This window comes from Desertivibrio insolitus (genome assembly GCF_017355965.1).
Taxonomy (GTDB): Bacteria; Actinomycetota; Actinomycetes; order Actinomycetales; family Microbacteriaceae; genus JAFIQW01.
Genome location: NZ_JAFIQW010000001.1, coordinates 642,610 through 658,976, shown reverse-complemented (window position 1 = coordinate 658,976; position 16,367 = coordinate 642,610). Strand labels below are relative to the sequence as shown.

The 16,367-nt window shown below is 71.0% G+C and carries 13 protein-coding genes; 11 read left to right on the top strand and 2 right to left on the bottom strand.

Translation table 11 applies throughout. The annotated features are described in order from the left end of the window. Positions 1-367: 367 nt before the first annotated feature. Both JUB10_RS03130 and JUB10_RS03125 read right to left on the bottom strand, forming a co-directional pair. Positions 368-1,183 (bottom strand): Bax inhibitor-1/YccA family protein, encoded by an 816-nt coding sequence (locus JUB10_RS03130; RefSeq protein ID WP_207454173.1) that lies wholly within the window; start codon positions 1,181-1,183, stop codon positions 368-370. Positions 1,184-1,287: 104 nt separating this feature from the next. Continuing rightward, on the bottom strand, positions 1,288-1,836 hold the full coding sequence (locus tag JUB10_RS03125; RefSeq protein WP_207454172.1) for a DUF4190 domain-containing protein: 549 nt from the start codon (positions 1,834-1,836) through the stop codon (positions 1,288-1,290). A gap of 37 nt (positions 1,837-1,873) precedes the next feature. Between JUB10_RS03125 and JUB10_RS03120 the strand changes: the two genes are divergently transcribed. From JUB10_RS03120 to JUB10_RS03070, 11 genes are all read left to right on the top strand, one after another. Continuing rightward, positions 1,874-2,908 carry a glycerophosphodiester phosphodiesterase family protein gene (locus tag JUB10_RS03120; RefSeq protein ID WP_207454171.1) on the top strand — a complete coding sequence of 345 codons (1,035 nt, stop codon included), beginning with the start codon at positions 1,874-1,876 and terminating at the stop codon, positions 2,906-2,908. A 6-nt stretch (positions 2,909-2,914) separates the two neighbouring features. Continuing rightward, on the top strand, positions 2,915-5,281 hold the full coding sequence (locus JUB10_RS03115) for an ATP-dependent helicase (RefSeq protein ID WP_207454170.1): 2,367 nt from the start codon (positions 2,915-2,917) through the stop codon (positions 5,279-5,281). Positions 5,282-5,316: 35 nt separating this feature from the next. After that, positions 5,317-5,571 (top strand): zinc-ribbon domain-containing protein, encoded by a 255-nt coding sequence (locus JUB10_RS03110; RefSeq protein WP_207454169.1) that lies wholly within the window; start codon positions 5,317-5,319, stop codon positions 5,569-5,571. A gap of 174 nt (positions 5,572-5,745) precedes the next feature. After that, the gene (gene sucC, locus JUB10_RS03105; protein WP_207454168.1) at positions 5,746-6,909 is read left to right on the top strand and encodes an ADP-forming succinate--CoA ligase subunit beta; all 1,164 of its coding nucleotides are present in this window, start codon (positions 5,746-5,748) and stop codon (positions 6,907-6,909) included. A gap of 10 nt (positions 6,910-6,919) precedes the next feature. Further along, positions 6,920-7,807 (top strand): succinate--CoA ligase subunit alpha, encoded by an 888-nt coding sequence (gene sucD, locus JUB10_RS03100; protein WP_207454166.1) that lies wholly within the window; start codon positions 6,920-6,922, stop codon positions 7,805-7,807. Positions 7,808-8,068: 261 nt separating this feature from the next. Then, a complete protein-coding gene (locus JUB10_RS03095; RefSeq protein WP_207454164.1) occupies positions 8,069-9,310 on the top strand; it encodes a cell division protein PerM in 1,242 nt (413 codons plus the stop codon). A 32-nt stretch (positions 9,311-9,342) separates the two neighbouring features. Next, on the top strand, positions 9,343-9,924 hold the full coding sequence (purN, locus tag JUB10_RS03090; RefSeq protein WP_207454162.1) for a phosphoribosylglycinamide formyltransferase: 582 nt from the start codon (positions 9,343-9,345) through the stop codon (positions 9,922-9,924). Between the two features lie 12 nt (positions 9,925-9,936). Continuing rightward, positions 9,937-11,553, top strand: coding sequence for a bifunctional phosphoribosylaminoimidazolecarboxamide formyltransferase/IMP cyclohydrolase (gene purH / locus JUB10_RS03085; RefSeq protein ID WP_207454161.1), 1,617 nt, complete (start codon positions 9,937-9,939; stop codon positions 11,551-11,553). Positions 11,554-11,658: 105 nt separating this feature from the next. Then, positions 11,659-12,258 carry a hypothetical protein gene (locus JUB10_RS03080; RefSeq protein WP_207454159.1) on the top strand — a complete coding sequence of 200 codons (600 nt, stop codon included), beginning with the start codon at positions 11,659-11,661 and terminating at the stop codon, positions 12,256-12,258. A gap of 366 nt (positions 12,259-12,624) precedes the next feature. Then, the gene (locus JUB10_RS03075; RefSeq protein ID WP_207454156.1) at positions 12,625-14,481 is read left to right on the top strand and encodes an ABC transporter ATP-binding protein; all 1,857 of its coding nucleotides are present in this window, start codon (positions 12,625-12,627) and stop codon (positions 14,479-14,481) included. Then, positions 14,478-16,295: an ABC transporter ATP-binding protein gene (locus JUB10_RS03070; protein ID WP_207454154.1), complete on the top strand. Its 1,818-nt coding sequence runs from the start codon at positions 14,478-14,480 to the stop codon at positions 16,293-16,295. Before JUB10_RS03075 ends, JUB10_RS03070 begins: the two co-directional genes overlap by 4 nt. The last annotated feature ends 72 nt before the right edge of the window (positions 16,296-16,367 follow it).

The window sequence follows — 16,367 nt, the reverse complement described above, 5'->3', positions numbered from 1 at the left end:
GTCCCGTGGGTGGGGGGCGTAGCGCCCCCCAGCACAGACACCAAGACGGGGGGCGGGATGCCGATGGCACCCGGCCCCTCGTCTTGAAACTCGCAAGTCGGTCGCCACGCCCCGCCCCAGCTCTTGCGTGAGTGAAATCTGAGGCGCGCGCCCGGCGAGATCGATAAAGGAGGCGATTGTGCCCTTGGTGGGTCAATGTCGACGTGGGCGGGGCAATTCGCCTCCGTTGTCGATGCTCGCGTCCAGGCGGTTGGGGCGCCTCTACCCGGCGGTCGAGTAGCCGCGGAGCGAGGTATCGAGGCCCGCGCACTCGACCCGTTACGACGAAGGGCCGCCCCTTCCGGGACGGCCCTTCGTGTGAGGAGTGTTACTCGTCGCCTCGCAGGATGGCGAGGAGGCGCAGGATCTCGAGGTACAGCCAGACGACCGTGACCATGATCCCGAACGCGGCCTGCCAGCCGTAGATGCGGGGAGCGCCGTTGCGGACACCGCGCTTGACGTCCTCGAAGTCCATCACCAGCGAGTACGCGGCGAGGAGCACGACGAGGATGCCGAGCCAGAAGCCGAGCGGCATGCCCAGCACGGGAACGTCGCGCAGACCGAACGGGGTGTCGGTCACGCCGAAGAGCATGAGACCGAAGTTCACGAGCGAGAACGCGGCGTAACCGAGGATCGCGACCGTGAAGATCTGCGTCGCACGCTTCGTCTCGCGGATTTTGCCCGAGGCGAAGAGCGCGAGAGTGACACCCACGACGGCGAGGGTGCCGATGAGGGCCTGCGTGACGATGCCCTCCCACAGCTGGGAGAACAGCACCGAGATACCACCGACGAAGACACCCTCGAAGGCGGCGTAGGTCAGGATCAGACCCTTGGACGGCTGGCGCTTGAATACGTTCACGAAACCGAGAACGAGCGCGACGATCGCGGCAGGCAGCGCCAGGATCGGCACGAACCAACCGACGACGGCGCCGGCGATCAGAACCGCGAAGGTCACGGCCGTCTTGACGATCGTGTCCTCGTAGGTCATCCGGCCGGTGTCGACGGGCGTCGCAGACGGGCGTCCGTACAGCTCGTCGAGCTGCTCAGCGGAGAGCGCACCGGACGGAGCCGATGCGAACGGGGCCCCCGCACCCGGGCGCTGCGAGAACGCGGGGGAGTTCGAGAAGGCGGGGTTGGATGCCATGAAAGTGATTCCTCCAATGAATCGGTGGCTGAAGCCTAGTGGAGCACTCGCTCACCGAACTGGGAATTGAGCCCAGGGCGGAAGAGGTTGCACGGAGTGCAGAACTACGGCCTCATCAGGAGTAACGCAGTTGCCTGCTGGATTGTTCCCGCGGGCTCCGAGCGCAGCAGCCACACCGCCGCGGCGACGATCGCGGCGAGCCAGAACACGAGCAGCGCGTAGCCGATGACGGTCGCCGCGAGGGCCAGCCCGCCCCCGCGCAGCCCGTGCGCGCGCACCCGCGAGGACGCGATGTGGCCGAGCGCGAAGGCGGGAGCGAAGCCCACGAGCGAGAGCGCGAACGCGACGATGGCGAGCACGCTGAAGGGCCGGTCCGGCGCGGCGGTGTCCGGACGGATCGCAGTGGGGATCGCCGGCTGCATCGGCGCACCGGGCCAGGTCGACGGCTGGGCGCTCGTCCACCGGTACGGCTCCGCTCCGGCGGGCCGGGGCTCGCCGTGCAGCGCGGGAACCAGCGCCGGGGCGGCGAGCGGGGCGCCGTCGTGGGCAGCGGGCCCGGAGTCATCCGCGGCGCCGGCGACCGGGGTGCCGCAGTACACGCAGAACTTCCACGACGGGTCGAGTCCGCGGGCACATGAACGGCAGCTGGCCATGGTGGGGCCACCATAGCGGCTCGCGTAGCGTGGGCGCGTGACCCCTCCACGGCCGCTCGTCATCGCCCACCGCGGAGCGAGCGGCTACCGCCCGGAGCACTCCCGCGCCGCGTACGACCTCGCCGTCACGCTCGGTGCCGACGCGATCGAGCCCGACATCGTGCCCACCCGCGACGGCGTGCTCGTGCTGCGTCACGAGAACGAAATCGGCGGCACGACGGATGTCTCCGAGCGCGCCGAGTTCGCCGACCGCCGCACCACGAAGACCGTCGACGGTGTGGAGCTGACGGGATGGTTCACCGAGGACTTCGACTGGGCGGAGCTGAAGACCCTCACGCTGCGGGAGCGGCTGCCCGGCATCCGCCCGGCGAACACCACTTTTCCGCCGCAGCCGATGCAGCGTCTCGCGGATCTGCTCGCGATCCTCGACGACGCCGAGCGGTCGGTCGGGCTCGTCGCCGAGCTCAAGCACCCCACCTACTTCGACTCCGTCGGGCTTCCGCTCGGCGAGCTGTTCGCCGCGGAGCTCGCCGAGGCGGGCTGGGCGGCCGACCCGCGGCTCACGGTCGAGTGCTTCGAGCGGGGCGTGCTGCGCGACATCCGCACGCGCGGCGTCGTCGCTCCCATCGTCTACCTGCAGGAGCGGCGGGGGAGTGCGCCGGACCTCGTCGCGTCGCTCGGCGATGACGCGCCCACCTACGAGCAGGAGCGCACCGACGAGGCGCTGGCCGCGCTCGCGGGTGAGGTCGACGGCATCAGCGTCGACAAGGGCGTGCTGCTGGCGGATGTCAACCCGCCGCTCGTCCCCCGGGCGCACGCCGCCGGGCTGTCCGTCTTCACGTGGACCCTCCGCCCCGAAAACCGGTTCCTCGCCAAGCGCCACCGCACCGGCGAGCCCGCCGACTTCGGCCGGTGGGCGGCCGAGTTCGCCGAGATCATGGACACGGGCGTCGACGGCGTCTTCGCGGATCATCCGGACCTCGCACTCGCCGTGCGCGGCGGACTCGGTCGCGCCGAGGGCGAACGGCCGACCGGCGACCCGGCCGACGTCGGAGGCCCGACCTACACTTAACGCCTCATGACGATCGTCCTCGACCCGCGCAGCGAGCAGCCCCACAACTCCCTGCTCGACGGGCTCAACCCCCAGCAGCGCGAGGCGGTCGAGTACCGGGGCCCCGCGCTCCTCATCGTCGCCGGTGCCGGCTCAGGTAAGACCCGCGTGCTCACGCACCGCATCGCGAACCTCATCGCGTCGCGCGAGGCCTACCCGAGCCAGATCCTCGCGATCACGTTCACCAACAAGGCCGCCGCGGAGATGCGCGAGCGCGTCGAGCACCTCGTCGGCCAGGCCGCCGAGGGCATGTGGATCTCGACGTTCCACTCCGCGTGCGTCCGCATCCTGCGCCGCGAGGCCGAGAACTTCGGCTTCACCCGCAGCTTCACGATCTACGACGCGGCCGACACGCGCGCGCTGCTCAAGCGGATCATCAAGGACAGCGAGGCCGACAGCCTCGGCCTCACCGTCGCGAGCGTCTCGAACAAGATCTCCAAGCTCAAGAACGAGCTGACCGACGTCGACTCCTACGCCCGCCAGGCGAACTTCGGCGACCCGCAGGAGGCGATGTTCGTCGAGGTGTTCCGTCAGTACACGCGGGCTCTCAACGCCGCCAACGCGTTCGACTTCGACGACCTCATCAGTCAGACGGTGCATCTGTTCCGCGCGTTCCCGCACGTCGCGGCGCTGTACCAGCGGCGGTTCCGCCACATCCTCGTCGACGAGTACCAGGACACCAACCACGCCCAGTACGCGCTCATCCACGAGCTGACCCGCCCGGTCAAGCCGCACGACGTGCCGCCGGACACCCGGATGAAGACGGATGCCTCGGGCGGCATCCCCGGCGCCTCGCTCACCGTCGTCGGCGACTCCGACCAGTCGATCTACGCGTTCCGCGGCGCCGACATCCGCAACATCGTCGAGTTCGAGCGCGACTACCCGCAGGCCAAGGTCGTGCTGCTCGAGCAGAACTACCGCTCGACCCAGAACATCCTCAGCGCCGCCAACGCCGTCATCTCCAACAACTTCGACCGCAAGGACAAGAAGCTGTGGACCGACGTCGGGGCCGGCGAGAAGATCACGGGCTTCACCGGGTACTCCGCGCACGACGAGGCGCAGTTCGTCGCCGACGAGATCGTCAAGCTGCACGAGTCGGGCGTCGACTATAAGGACATCGCGGTCTTCTACCGCACCAACTCGCAGACGCGAGCGCTGGAGGAGATCTTCATCCGCTCGGCACTGCCGTACCGGGTGCTCGGCGGCACGAAGTTCTACGAGCGAGCCGAGATCAAGGACGCGATGGCGTACCTGATCGCGGTCGCCAACCCGGCCGACGCGCTCGCCCTGCGCCGCATCCTGAACACCCCCAAGCGCGGCATCGGCCCGGCGACCGAGACGGCGCTCGCCAACTGGGCCGACGAGCACGACACGACCCTGCGCGAGGCGCTGCGCAACGCGGACACGCTCGGGCTCGGCCCGAAGGTGACCGGCGCGATCCTCGGACTCGCCGCGATCCTCGACGAGGTCGGGCAGACAGTCGACGAGGCGCCCGTCGCCGACGTGCTCACGGCTCTGCTGGAGAAGACCGGTTTCCTGCAGTCGCTGCGGGCGAGCCGCGACCCGCAGGACGAGGCGCGCGCCGAGAACGTCGAGGAGCTCGTCGCGGTGACGCGCGAGTTCCAGCGCAACAACCCCGACGGGCGGCTGCTCGACTTCCTCACCGAGGTCTCGCTCGTCGCCGCGGCCGACGAACTGGACGACTCGAGCGGCACCGTCTCGCTCATGACGCTGCACACCGCCAAGGGCCTCGAGTACGACGCGGTGTTCCTGACCGGCGTCGAGGAGGACCTGCTGCCGCACCGCATGTCGGCGGGGGAGCCCGGCGGGCCCGCCGAGGAGCGGCGCCTGTTCTACGTCGGCATCACCCGCGCCCGCAAGCGGCTGTACCTCTCGCTCGCCATGACGCGGGCGACGTTCGGCGAGGCCTCCGTGGCGATGCCGAGCCGCTACCTGCAGGAGATCCCGGCCGAATTGATCGACTGGCGGCAGAGCCCCGGCATGGCGACGAGCCGCGGCGGCACGCAGCCGCGCGCGCTCAACGCCCGCCGCGAGGGCGGGAGTTCCCGCTCGTGGTCGATACGGGACTCGCTGCCGCCGGCCCCGGCCAAGCGCGAGAAGACGCAGTGGACGAGTCAGGTGACCGGCACGGTCCGCGACAACGGCGACCTCGAGCTTGCAGCGGGCGACCGCATCCGCCACGTCGACTTCGGCGAGGGACGGGTCACGGGCGTGACCGGTGTGGGTCCGAAGCGGATCGCCGAGGTGCAGTTCGACGGCCCGGCGGGACGCAAGCGACTGCTCATCAAGGTCGCGCCGATCGAGAAACTCTGACGCCACGCCCAGGCGCGATGCCTAGCGTGAGTTGAGTGTTCCTCCTCTTCGGCCTCAGTCCTAAGGAGCAGTTGCTCGTCTCGGTGGCCTTCGTGTGCCACTTCTGCGGACGCAACGTGCCCCAGCACGTGATCAAGCGGTCGAACCGGTTCTCCCTGTTCTTCATCCCGCTGTTCTCGGTGTCGACCCGGTACTTCAACGAGTGCTCGAACTGCGGCGGCGTGACGAACCTCACCCGCGACCAGGCGACGCACGCCCAGGACTGGGCCGCGAGGCATCCGCAGCACTGACGTCCTTTCCGCGCCACTGCTGAGGGAAAGTGCTTTCCCGTCCGCGTCGGCCGTGCTGAGAACCGCCGCGGAAACGGTAGGGTCATAGGTGGCCCACAATCTCGACGCCGAGCGAAATCGATCCGGCGACGGGACGGGCGAGCAGCCAACGACACGCGGATTGGAAGTAGCAGCGTGGATCTTTTCGAGTACCAGGCGCGGGACGTCTTCGAGTCCTACGGCGTCCCGGTTCTGCCGGGCATCGTCGCCGACACCCCTGAGGAGGTGCGCGCGGCCGCCGAGAAGCTCGGCGGGACCGTCGTGGTCAAGGCCCAGGTGAAGACCGGCGGACGCGGCAAGGCGGGCGGCGTCAAGGTCGCCCACAACCCCGACCAGGCGTACGAGGCCGCGCAGGCGATCCTCGGCCTCGACATCAAGGGGCACGTCGTCAAGCGCGTCATGGTCGCGGCCGGCGCCCGCATCGCGCAGGAGTTCTACTTCTCGATCCTGCTCGACCGCGCCAACCGCTCCTTCCTCTCGCTCGCGAGCGTCGAGGGCGGCATGGAGATCGAGCAGCTCGCCGTCGAGAAGCCCGAGGCCCTCGCCCGCATCGAGGTCGACCCCGCGACGGGCATCGACGAGGCCAAGGCCCGCGAGATCGCGGACGCCGCTGGCTTCCCCGAGGACCTCCTCGACCGCATCGTGCCCGTCATCGAGCGCCTCTGGTGGGTCTTCCGCGACGAGGACGCGACCCTCGTCGAGGTCAACCCGCTCGTGCTCACCGAGTCGGGCCAGATCATCGCCCTCGACGGCAAGGTCACGATCGACGAGAACGCGGACTTCCGTCACGAGAACCACGGCGCGCTCGTCGAGGCGGGCGACGTCGACCCGCTCGAGGCCAAGGCCAAGGAGAGCGACCTCAACTACGTCAAGCTCGACGGCGAGGTCGGCATCATCGGCAACGGCGCGGGCCTCGTCATGTCGACCCTCGACGTCGTCTCCTACGCCGGCGAGCAGCAGGGCGGCGTCAAGCCCGCCAACTTCCTCGACATCGGAGGCGGCGCCTCGGCCGAGGTCATGGCCGCCGGTCTCGACGTCATCCTGAACGACCCGCAGGTCAAGAGCGTGTTCGTCAACGTCTTCGGCGGCATCACCGCCTGCGACGCCGTCGCGAACGGCATCGTGGGCGCGCTCGGCAAGCTCGGCGACACCGCGACGAAGCCCCTCGTCGTGCGTCTCGATGGCAACAACGTCGAAGAGGGCCGCCGCATCCTGGCCGAGGCGAACCACCCCCTCGTCACGGTCGTCGACACCATGGACGACGCGGCCGCCAAGGCCGCCGAGCTCGCGAACGCGTAAGGAAAGAAGAATGTCGATCTTCCTCGACGAGAACAGCAAGATCATTGTCCAGGGGCTCACGGGCTCCGAGGGGACGAAGCACGCGACCCGCATGCTCGCGAGCGGCTCGAACATCGTCGGCGGCGTGAACCCCCGCAAGGCCGGCACCACGGTCGAGATCGATGGCGCGACGCTCCCGATCTTCGGCACGGTCGCCGAGGCCATGCAGGAGACCGGTGCCAACGTCTCCGTCATCTTCGTGCCGCCGGCCTTCGCCAAGAGCGCCGTGCTCGAGGCCGTCGACGCCGAGATCCCGCTCGCCATCGTCATCACCGAGGGCATCCCGGTGCACGACTCGGCGCAGTTCTGGGCGCACGCCAAGGCGAAGGGCAACGCGACCCGCATCGTCGGGCCGAACTGCCCCGGCATCATCAGCCCCGGCAAGTCGAACGCGGGCATCATCCCCGCGACGATCACCGGCGCCGGCCCGATCGGCCTCGTCTCGAAGTCGGGCACGCTGACCTACCAGATGATGTTCGAGCTCCGCGAGATCGGCATCTCGACGGCCGTCGGCATCGGCGGCGACCCGATCATCGGCACGACCCACATCGACGCCCTCGCCGCGTTCGAGCAGGACCCCGAGACCAAGGCGATCGTGATGATCGGCGAGATCGGCGGCGACGCCGAGGAGCGCGCGGCCGACTTCATCCGCGAGAACGTCACGAAGCCGGTCGTCGCCTACGTCGCGGGCTTCACGGCCCCCGAGGGCAAGACCATGGGTCACGCGGGCGCGATCGTGTCGGGCTCGTCGGGCACCGCCCAGGCGAAGAAGGAGGCCCTCGAGGCCGCCGGCGTCCGCGTCGGCAAGACCCCCAGCGAGACGGCCTCCCTCATGCGAGAGGTCTTCGCGAACCTCTGAGTTCCGCTCGTCGAAGCGCCCCGTCGGATGACTCCGGCGGGGCGCTTCCTCGTTCCGGCGCCGGCCACCTGTGGCGTCTGTAGGAGCGGGCGGGCGACGCGCCGGGCCGATGTTCGTTCCCCCCGGCGTGTCGCGGCGTCGCTCCTACAGACGCCCCGCTGGCAAACCGGGAGGGCAGCCCGCCGGACACGAGACGGATGCCGCGGGCCGCGGCGGTGCGCCCGGGCGCCGGCGCACCCCGGGGCTAGCGTGGGGAGCCGTATGAACCGCAAGATCACGATGCTCTTCTCGTCGCTCGAGGCCCTCCTCGTCGTCGCGATCGGGGTCGCGATCCCGCTGGTTCCGCTGACTCTCCTCTGGGCCGTCCAGTTCGGCTTCGGCCCCGACTGGCTGCTGTTCTGGCGCGCCGCCGTCGACATCTGGCTGCTCGGCTTCGGCGTCGACCTGAGCCTCGCGCTCGACCCGGCGCTCGCGGCGGGCCTCGGCGTCGCCAGAGCGGAGCAGCCCTTCGTCGTCTCGATCGCCGTGCTCGGCTTCGCGCTGCTGACCGTGCTGCTCGCCGTGCGCACGGGCCTCCGCATCGCGGAGACCCCGCACCGCACCGCCGGCACGCTCGTCGCCCTCGGCATGTTCGCGCTCATGAGCGCGGCTCTCACGCTGACCGCGCTGCACCCGGTCGTGTCGCCGTCGCTGTGGCAGGGCATCCTGCTGCCGACGCTGTTCTTCGCGGTGGGTCTCGGAATCGGCGCCGAGACCGGCCGGATGCGGCGCAGCCGCTCTGCCGAGCAGGCGGTGCCGGAGAACGCGCTCGAGCGCCGCGTGCACGAGTTCGTGCTGTCGTGGCCGCGCGAGGTGCGGGCCGTGCTCGCGGTCGCCCTCCGCGGCGGTGCCGCGGCCTCCGCCGCCGTGCTCGGCGTCGCGGCGATCGCGGTCGCCGTGCTCATCGTGCTCGGCTACGCCTCGATCATCGCGCTGTACGAGGCCGTCTACGCCGGCGCGCTCGGGGGAGCGGCGCTCACCCTCGCCCAGCTCGCGCTGCTGCCCGACCTCGTGGTCTGGGCGGCCTCGTGGTTTGTCGGCCCCGGCTTCGCGATCGGCACGGGCTCGTCGGTGTCCCCGCTGGGTACCGAACTCGGGCCGATCCCCGCCGTTCCGCTCTTCGGCGCCCTGCCGACAGGCGACCTCGCCTGGGGCTTCCTCGGGCTGCTCGTGCCCGTCGTGGCGGGGTTCCTGCTCGGCGCCGTGCTCCGCCCCGCCCTCACGCGCGCGCTCGGCGAGGAGGTCGGCGTGCCGCTCCGCGTCGCCGCGGGGGTCGGGATCGGGGTCGTCGCCGGGCTCGTGCTCGGGCTGCTCGCCGCGGCATCCGCCGGGTCCGCCGGGCCGGGCCGCCTCGTCGACGTCGGGCCGAACGCCCTGCTCGTCGGGTTGCTCGCGACCGTCGAGATCGGCCTGCCCGCCGCGCTCGGCATGCTCGCCGGGGCGAAGGTGCGCGAACGCGTTTAGGGGCACCGGGCGACCCGGCTAGGGTTGAGCGCGTGCTCTCGGTGGTCGTGCTCATCTCCGGCGGCGGCTCCAACCTCCGGGCGCTCCTCGACGAGACGCAGCAGCCCGACTTCCCCGCGACCGTGACGGCTGTCGGCGCCGATCGCGACGCCCCGGGCCTCGTTCACGCCGAGCACCACGGCATCGAGACCTTCGTCGTTCCGTTCCGCACGCCGCGCGAGGAGTGGGGCGACGAACTGCTCGCCGAGCTGCAGCGCCGCGAACCCGACCTCGTGATCCTCTCCGGCTTCATGCGCCTGCTGCCGCCGCGGGTCGTCGACGCGCTCGCGCCCCGGATGATCAACACCCACCCGGCCTACCTGCCCGAGTTCCCCGGCGCCCACGGCATCCGCGACGCCCTCGCCGCCGGCGTCGGCGAGACCGGCGCCAGCGTCATCGTCGTCGACAACGGTGTCGACTCCGGCCCGGTCCTCGCTCAGGAGCGCGTGTCGATCGAACCGGATGACACCGAGGAGACCCTCCACGACCGCGTCAAGGTCGTCGAGCGTCGCCTCCTCGCCGAGGTGGTGCGCGGCATCGCCGACGGCACCATCGATCTCTCCGCCCGCCAGTAAGAAGGAACGCCCATGGCCCACGTCATCGACCCGAGCCTCTACCGCGACCGCGACGCCGTGCCGATCAAGCGCGCCCTCATCTCCGTCAGCGACAAGACCGGCCTGCTCGAGCTGGCCGCCGCGCTCGCGGACGCCGGGGTCGAGATCGTCTCGACCGGCTCCACCGCGAAGACGATCGCCGACGCCGGGCACGCCGTGACCGAGGTCGCGGATGTCACGGGCTTCCCCGAGTCGCTCGACGGACGCGTGAAGACGCTGCACCCCGCCATCCACGCCGGCGTGCTCGCCGACCTGCGGCTCGAGGACCACGAGCGTCAGCTCGCCGAGCTCGGCATCGCGCCGTTCGAGCTCGTCGTCGTGAACCTGTACCCCTTCGTCGAGACCGTCGCCTCGGGCGCCGACGCCCCCGCGGTGATCGAGAACATCGACATCGGCGGGCCCGGGCTCGTGCGCGCGTCGGCGAAGAACCACGCGAACGTCGCGATCGCGGTGTCGCCCGCGAGCTACCCCCAGATCATCAAGGCGCTGACCCTCGGCGGCACGACGCTCGCCCAGCGGCAGCGTCTCGCGGGCGAGGCCTTCGCGCACACCGCCGCCTACGACACCGCCGTGGCGGAGTACTTCGCCGAGAACATCGGGGTCCGAGCCGAGCACGAGGCGGCGAAGGCGGCCGACGGCGGGGCATCCGCGTTGCCGCAGCGCCTCGAGCTGACCGGTGAGCTCGCGCAGACGCTTCGCTACGGCGAGAACTCGCACCAGGCCGCGGCGCTCTACCGCGAGCCGGCGGGCCGCGGCATCGCCCAGGCGACGCAGCTGCACGGCAAGGAGATGTCGTACAACAACTACGTCGACGCGGATGCCGCCGTGCGCGCCGCCTACGACTTCGACACCCCCGCCGTCGCGATCATCAAGCACGCCAACCCGTGCGGCATCGCGACCGCCGACTCGATCGCCGAGGCGCACGCGAAGGCTCACGCCTGCGACCCGCTGTCGGCGTTCGGCGGCGTCATCGCCGCGAACCGCGAGGTGACCCGGGAGATGGCGGAGACCGTGAAGGACATCTTCACCGAGGTCGTCGTCGCGCCCGGCTTCGCGCCGGAGGCCGTCGAGCTGCTGACGGCGAAGAAGAACATCCGCCTGCTCACGCTCCCGGCGGACTTCGCCCGCGCCGAGCTCGAGGTGCGCCAGATCTCCGGCGGCCTGCTCGCGCAGCAGCCCGACACGTTCGAGGACTTCGACTCGTCGAGCTGGACCCTCGTGGCGGGGGAGGAGGCCGACGAGGTCACCCGGCGCGACCTCGAGTTCGCGTGGAAGGCCTGCCGCGCGGTCAAGAGCAACGCGATCCTGCTCGCCGACGACGGCGCCTCGGTCGGCGTCGGCATGGGACAGGTCAACCGGGTCGACTCGTGCAAGCTCGCCGTGAGCCGTGCCGGCGACCGTGCGAAGGGCAGCGTCGCGGCATCCGACGCGTTCTTCCCGTTCGCCGACGGCCCCGGCATCCTCATCGAGGCCGGCGTCCGCGCGATCGTGCAGCCGGGCGGCTCGCTCCGCGACGACGAGACGATCGCCGCGGCGCAGCAGGCGGGCGTGACGATGTACTTCACCGGGGAGCGGCACTTCTTCCACTGACGCAGCGCCGCTGTGTCCTCGACGCGACGCGAGCCCGGCACACCGATCAGGGTGCCGGGCTCGCTGCCGTCGCGGCGGTCCGCCCGACCGGTGCATCATGGGCCCGTGCGGTCCTCCCTCCGAATCCTGCCCGGTGCGGCGGCGCTGCTCGGCGGGCTGGCCTGGGTCGTCCACGCGCTGCTGCTCGCCGTGCGGCCGCTCGGCTGCGTCGGCGGGGCGTGCTTCGCCGGCGTGCTGAGGCACCGGGAAAGCGAGGACATCGCCTGGCTGCTGCTCGTCGCGGTGCTGCTCCTGGCGGCGGCCGCCGGCGTCGCGGCCCGCTCGGGTCGGGCCCGACGGCGATGGACGGCGAGCTTGCTGCTTCTCCTGGCCGGCGCTGCCCTGCTCGTGGTCGGGCTGTTCGTCAATCGCGGCGCCTCCGACGGCTCGCCGCTGTGGTGGCTCCATGACTCCGACACCCTCGGGCGCCTACTGCCCGTCGCCGGCGCGTTCGCGGCCGGCCTCGCCCTGTGGGGGGAGGCGTCGCGCCGGCTCGCGCTGCTGTTCCTCGGGGCGGCGGCCGTCGGGCTGTTCGTGAACGTGCAGGACCACCGGGTGCTGCTGGATCTGCCGATCGGCCTCGCCTGGGTCGTGCTCGGCGTCCGGACGGCCCTCTCACCGCCGCAGCCCGGAAAGGCGACGCCGGCGTCCGTCCGCCAAGCGTGACGTCGCTCCCGGCCCGGTCGGCGCCGCGCGCACGGGCCTGCTGGTTCCGGCACACCTCACCAGAACCCCTTGCCCCGCTCGTCGGAGCGGGACTACGGTGAAAGGCTGCGCGAGCGGCACGACGGATGCACGGAACCGGGAGGACATCATGACGAGCTTCGACACCCACGCGGTCTTCATCCCCGCGGCCCCGGTGGCGCTCGCCGCCCGCCCGCGCCGCTCCGCCTCCCGCGACGGGCGCTGACCGCGCCGCGTCCCTGATCCGCCCGACGGCCACCGCCAGCGGCGGACCACGCCCCACGAGGGGCGCTCCACCACGCACGCCCTGCCCCGGCGACCCCGGGGCGATCGATCACAGGGACGACCATGACCTCGCGCACCCGCGAGAACAAGAAGCTCTCCACCGCGCGCACGCTGATGCGCGTCTATCCGTTCGCGAAGTCGGCGCGCAACCGCATCATCCTCGGCGGGGTCTCCGCCCTGCTCGCCGGCGTGGTCGCGCTCGCGATCCCGCTCGTGCTGCAGTGGATCGTCGACGGGCCGATGCGCTCGGGCGACGTCTCGCGGCTCTGGCCCGCGGTGCTGATCGTGCTCGCCCTCGGTGTCGCCGAGGCCGTGTTCATCGCGCTGCGCCGCCTGTTCGTGCTCACCCCGAGCACGCACATCGAGGCGGACATGCGCAACGCGTTCTACCGCAAGCTGCAGGACCTGCCGGTGGCCTTCCACGACCGCTGGCAGAGCGGGCAGCTGCTCTCGCGCGTCATCAGCGACCTCAGCCTCATCCGCCGGTACATCGCGTTCGGCATCGTGCTGCTGGTCGTCAACATCGTGACGATCGTCATCGGCACCGCGGTGCTGTTCTACTGGCATCCGCTGCTCGGCGTCGTGTTCCTCGTGAGCTGCATCCCGGTGTGGATCTACGGCTACGTGTTCGAGCAGCGCTACTCGAAGGTCGCGCGGCTGAGCCAGGACCAGCAGGGCGACCTCGCCACCGCCGTGGAGGAGAGCGTGCACGGCATCCGGGTGCTCAAGGCGTTCGGGCGCGGCAAGTTCTCGCTGCAGAAGTTCGCCAAGCAGGCGGAGACGCTGCGCGGCACCGAGATCGAGAAGGCGAAGGCCATCGCGGGCATCTGGCTGTGGCTGCTGCTCGTGCCCGACATCGCCTTCGCGCTCTGCCTGCTCGGCGGGGTGTGGCTGGCCGCGGCCGACCAGTTGACCGTCGGGCAGCTGTTCGCGTTCTTCGCCACGGCGGCAATCCTGCGCTGGCCGATCGAGTCGATCGGCTTCCTGCTGTCGATGACGTTCCTCACCCGCACCGCGATCGACCGCTTCTTCGAGGTCATGGACACCGAGAACACCGTGACCGACCCCGAGAACCCCGTGTCGCTCGGCACCCGGGAGGGCCGCCTCGTGTTCGAGGACGTGCACTTCCGCTACCAGGACTCGCCCGCCCAGTTCCCCGACCTGCTCGACGGCATCCGGCTCGAGATCGAACCGGGCGAGACGATGGCGCTCGTCGGGCTCACCGGGTCGGGCAAGTCGACGCTCACCGCCCTCACGACACGGCTGTACGACGTCACCGGCGGGCGCATCACGCTCGACGGCGTCGACATCCGTGACATGACCCGGGAGGAGCTGCGCACGCACATCGCCATGGCGTTCGAGGACGCGACGCTGTTCTCGGCGAGCGTCCGCGACAACGTGCTGCTCGGTCGCCCGGGGCTCGAGGGCGAGGAGGCGCAGCGCGTGCTAGACGAGGCCCTCGACATCGCACAGGCCGGATTCGCGCGCGAGCTGCCGGACGGGCTCGACACCCTCATCGGCGAGGAGGGGCTCTCGCTCTCCGGCGGCCAGCGGCAACGCCTCGCCCTCGCGCGCGCCGTCGCGGCGAACCCCGCCGTGCTCGTGCTGGACGACCCGCTCTCCGCCCTCGACGTCGACACGGAGGCCCTCGTCGAGGCGGCCCTCCGCCGCGTGCTCACGACGACGACCGCGCTGATCGTCGCGCACCGCCCGTCCACGGTGACCCTCGCCGACCGCGTCGCCCTGCTCGAGAACGGGCGGATCACCGCGGTCGGCCGCCACTCGGAGCTGCTCGCCACGAACGAGCACTACCGCTACGTGCTGTCGTCCCTCGAGGACGAGGAGGCGCGCGAGCGCCGCGAGAGCGAACGCGAGGAGAGACAGCTCTCCCGTGACGCGGAGAGGACGGTCGGCCGATGACCCCGCGCACCGTCGAAGGAGTCCAGGGCGAGGAGCGCGACGACCTCACCAAGGAGGAGAGTCGCGCGCTGCGGCGGCGGTCGCTGCGGCTGCTCGGGTCGCTGCTGCATCCGCTGCGCTGGCAGGTCGTGCTCACGATGCTCGTCATCGTCGTCTCGACCGCCGGCCGCGTCGCCGGGCCCGCCCTCATCGCGCTCGGCATCAACGAGGGCCTGCCCGCGCTCGTCGACGAGCAGGACTGGATGCCGATCGCGCTGATCGTCGCGGCCTACCTCGTGACCGGGGCGATCGGTGCCGTGCTCATCGCCTGGTACCAGGTGCTCGCCGCACGCGTGAGTCAGGCGATCCTGATCGACCTGCGTAAGCGCGTCTTCCTGCACACCCAGCGGCTGAGCCTCGAGTTCCACGAGAGCTACACGTCGGGCAAGATCATCGCCCGGCAGACGAGCGACCTCGACTCGATCCGCGAGCTGCTCGACGCCGGCCTGAACAACCTGGTGCAGGGCCTGCTCTACATGGTGTTCACCGCCGTCGCCCTCGTGCTGCTCGACCCCGTGAGCGGGCTCGTGCTCGCCGTCGCCCTCGTGCCCCTCGCCGCCCTGACGCGCTGGTTCCAGGTGCGCTCGCAGAAGCTGTACCGGGCCACCCGCGTGGCATCCGCCCGCCTCATCGTGCAGTTCGTGGAGACGATGACCGGCATCAGGGCGGTGCAGGCGTTCCGCAAGGAGAAGCGCAACGAGCGCGAGTTCGCTCAGCTCACCGAGGACTACCGCTACGCCAACACGAAGGTCATCCAGCTCTTCGGCACCTACGACCCCGGTCTCGTGCTGATCGGCAACATGACCGTCGCGGCCGTGCTGCTCGTCGGCGGCTTCCGGGTGATCGACGGCGCCCTCGCAGTCGGCTCGCTGCTCGCGATCGTGCTCTACGCCCGCCGGTTCTTCGACCCCGCCGAGGAGATGGCCGAGGTCTACAACTCGTACCAGTCGGCCTCCGCCGCGCTCGAGAAGATCTCGGGCGTGCTCGAGGAGCGCCCGAGCGTGCCCGACCCCATCAAGCCGGTCGACCTGTGGAAGGCGAAGGGCCACGTACGGTTCGACGAGGTCGAGTTCGCGTACACGTCGGGCCGCGTCGTGCTGCCGGGGTTCACGCTCGACATCCCGGCAGGCCAGACCATCGCGCTCGTCGGCTCGACCGGTGCGGGCAAGTCGACCCTCGCGAAGCTCATCGCGCGGTTCTACGACCCGAGCGACGGCCGCGTCACGCTCGACGGCGTCGACCTGCGCGACCTGCACCCGAAGGACCTGCGCCGCGCGATCGTCATGGTCACGCAGGAGGCGTACCTCTTCAGCGGCACGGTCGCCGAGAACATCGCGCTCGGCAAGCCGGATGCCACGCAGCAGGAGATCGTCGCCGCGGCGAAGGCCGTCGGGGCGCACGAGTTCATCGCCGCGCTGCCCGACGGCTACGACACCGACGTGAACAAGCGCGGCGGCCGCGTCTCGGCCGGTCAGCGGCAGCTCGTCTCGTTCGCGCGCGCGTTCCTCGCCGATCCCGCCGTGCTGATCCTCGACGAGGCGACGGCATCGCTCGACATCCCGAGCGAGCGACTCGTGCAGGAGGCGCTGCAGACGCTGCTCGCCGACCGCACCGCGGTGATCATCGCGCACCGCCTGTCGACGGTCGCGATCGCCGACCGCGTGCTCGTGATGGAGCACGGGCGCATCGTCGAGGACGGCTCGCCCGCCGAGCTCATCGGCGGCGAGGGGCGCTTCGCCCAGCTGCACGCGGCCTGGCGCGACTCGCTCGTGTGAATTGGAGCGTTCGAGTCGGGGAGGGGCGGATGGTGCGCGGCGCCCCGCCCCTCGCCTTCGAAGGGCCCCTCG